The sequence below is a fragment of the Kribbella sp. genome (assembly GCF_035687465.1).
Taxonomy (GTDB): Bacteria; Actinomycetota; Actinomycetes; order Propionibacteriales; family Kribbellaceae; genus Kribbella.
Genome location: NZ_DASRXP010000463.1, coordinates 1 through 3019 on the forward strand (window position 1 = coordinate 1; position 3019 = coordinate 3019).

3 protein-coding genes and 1 pseudogene are annotated in these 3019 nt (G+C 66.1%); all 4 read left to right on the forward strand.

From position 1 onward, the window contains the following. Positions 1-950: neutral zinc metallopeptidase (locus VFG33_RS24320; RefSeq protein WP_325055256.1), on the forward strand; the 950-nt coding region annotated here is incomplete at its 5' end. Between the two features lie 105 nt (positions 951-1055). Beyond that, positions 1056-1880 carry a lysozyme gene (locus tag VFG33_RS24325; RefSeq protein ID WP_325055257.1) on the forward strand — a complete coding sequence of 275 codons (825 nt, stop codon included), beginning with the start codon at positions 1056-1058 and terminating at the stop codon, positions 1878-1880. Positions 1881-1975: 95 nt separating this feature from the next. Beyond that, positions 1976-2527: a GNAT family N-acetyltransferase gene (locus VFG33_RS24330; protein WP_325055258.1), complete on the forward strand. Its 552-nt coding sequence runs from the start codon at positions 1976-1978 to the stop codon at positions 2525-2527. A 91-nt stretch (positions 2528-2618) separates the two neighbouring features. Next, positions 2619-3019 (forward strand): annotated as a pseudogene (locus VFG33_RS24335) (peptidase C39 family protein); the annotation flags it as partial.

Sequence of the window (3019 nt, forward strand, 5' to 3'; positions counted from 1 at the left end):
CCATCCCGATCGTGGCGGGTGTCGCCGTCCTCGTCGGCCTGTGGATGTTCTCGGTGCTCAACCAGCAGGACGAGCCGGACAACTACTCCCAGCCGGAACCGACCTGGACCTACACACCCAGCACGCCGGTCGGAACGGAAGGGCCCTTCCCGACCACGAAGCCGACGGCACCCAAACCCACCGCCCCCAAGCCGACCAAGACGACGGCACCGCCACGGCAACCCACGGACTGGGAGGTCGTCAGCAGGGACAAGATCTACTCAACCGGTGCGCAGGCAAGCGTCGGCTGTAAGGAGCCCAAGGCGCGGGCGTCGAACCTCGCGGGCGCGCGCTCCTATTACCTGCAGGTGAAGGCGTGCCTGGACCGGATCTGGCCCAAGCAGGTGAGGGCAGCCGGTGACACGTTCCGGTCGCCGAGCCTGATCGCGATGAGCGGGCCGGCCCAGTCCCCCTGCGGGGGCAGTTCGCCGAGTTCCTTCTACTGCCCGGTGAACAACACCATCTACATGGACGCCGTGGGCGATATTCAGTCGTATGGGAAGTACAAGCAGACCTACCAGCGCACGTTCCTGCGCGCGGACATGGTCGACACCGTCGCCCATGAGTACGGCCATGCCGTTCAGGAGATGACCGACATCCTGCCCTCGTACTACGACCTGTCGTACGAGGCGACGACGCAGGCGAAGAAGCTCGAACTGTCCCGCCGGCTGGAGATCCAGGCGACCTGCTTCGGTGCGGTCTTCATCGGCGCGAACAAGAACAGCTACCCGATGACCGGCTCTCTCCAGCAGCAGTGGACCTGGCTCACCGCGCACTCCGGGGACGAATACGGAACGCAACGCGACCACGGCAGCGAGAAGATCCAGCCGTACTGGGTGAACCGCGGTTTTTACACTCGTAACGTCAATTTGTGCAACACCTGGCTGGCCACCTCCGACAAGGTCCGTTAGATACTCACAGTGAAAATCGACATGTTTGGTTAATTTTTACCAAGACCCGGGTAAAACCTCCGCGAGCGCTCTGTCCGCCCCTCATCGCTCTGTGGAGGTTTCCTCGTGAAGTCCCTCGTCACGGGTGTCGCCGTCTCTCTTGGCCTGCTCCTGGCCGCCGGCGTCACCCCCGCCACCGCAGTACCGACCGCCCCTCATCAACCCACTGCCGAAGCCCGCCAGCACGGCATCGCCAACGCCGGCGACGCCTACATGGGCTGGCGCCAGAGCAGCACAGCCGCCACTGCATCAGCCCCAGCGGCAGTCCCGGCCGCGACCGTCGAAGGCATCGACGTGTCCAGCCACCAGGGCAACGTCAACTGGGCCTCGCAGTGGAGTGCCGGCAAGCGGTTCGCCTACGTGAAGGCGACCGAAGGCAACTACTACTCGAACCCGTACTTCGCCCAGCAGTACAACGGGTCCTACGGCGTCGGCATGATCCGCGGCGCCTACCACTTCGCCACCCCCAACGACTCCAGCGGCGCCAACCAGGCGAACTACTTCGTCGACCGCGGCGGCGCCTGGTCCCGCGACGGCAGGACCCTGCCCGGCGCGCTCGACATCGAGTACAACCCGTACGGCGCGACCTGCTACGGCCTGAGCCAGGCCGCGATGGTCAACTGGGTGCGGGACTTCCTCAACACCTACAAGGCGCGCACCGGCCGGGACGCCGTGATCTACACCAACCTCGACTGGTGGACCCGCTGCACCGGCAACAGCACCGCCTTCAACGGGACCAACCCTCTCTGGGTAGCCCGGTACGCCTCGGCGCCCGGGACCCTGCCGGGCGGCTGGCCGTTCCACACCATCTGGCAGTACAGCTCGACCCCGATCGACCAGAACCGTTTCAACGGCGACCAGAGCCGACTGGTTGCCCTGGCCAACGGATAGCCCGGGGCGGAGGAGAACGGGCCCTCCCGGCCCTTGCACGGGAGGGCCCAATCCGCTTGTTTTATTGGGTTGCGGAGGACACTAAGCTCGCATGTGTGACCTACGCGCTGCCGATCGAGACTGACCGCCTGACCCTGCGCCGCTATGTCGAGACCGACTACGACGACCTGCTGAAGTTGCAGTCGAACGACGACGTCACCCGCTTTCTGCTCTATGAGTCGAAGACCCCGGAGCAGGTGCGGGACGCCCTCGCCGTCCGGCTGGCCGACGCGCCGATGGACACCGACGGCCAAGCGCTGACGCTTGCCGTGATCCTGCGCGAAACCGGTCAGCACCTCGGCGAGGTCACGCTGTTCGTCACCAGCGTCGAGCACCGCGGCGGCGAGATCGGCTTCGTCTTCCACCCCGAGTTCCACGGTCGCGGATTCGCCGCCGAGGCATCGGCCGAACTGCTCCGGCTCGGCTTTGCCGAACTCGGCATGCACCGGATCATCGGCCGCCTGGACGCCCGCAACTCCGGTTCGGCCGCCCTGTTGCAGCGCCTCGGGCTGCGCCAGGAGGCGCACTTCGTCAGCAACGAGTTCCTCAAGGGCGAATGGACCGACGAACTCGTCTTCGCCCTCCTCGCCGACGACTGGAAGAGCTGACCGCGACTGCGGAAAGTAATTGACGGGATACTCCTGGATCGCGGCACGCGTTCACCGCGACAGGCGGCGCGGGCGGGTCTACGGTCGATTCATGACTGCTGCCCGCCCCCTTGCAGCCCTGATCACCGGTGTGGTCGTGCTGAGCGTCGTCACTGTCCCGAGCGAGGCCGCCCGGCAGCCGGTCGCTCGTGACATCGCCTACCACGCATGGACTTCGACCACCGACTTCCTTGCCGGCACCCACTCCGGCACCACCGTCGCCGACGGCAACCTGTCCTTCGGCACCGCGACCGGCACCACCTCGTACGTCGATCCGTTCGGCGACGGCTCGGCCAAGAGCTACGACCGGACCAGCTGGACCTCGCCGACGATCCAACCTGGCTTCGGACTGACCGAACTGATCGCCTCCTGGAACGCCACCACCCCGGCCGGCACCTGGGTAGAGGTCGCGATGGCCGGTACGACGGACCTCGGCACGACCACCAAGTGGTA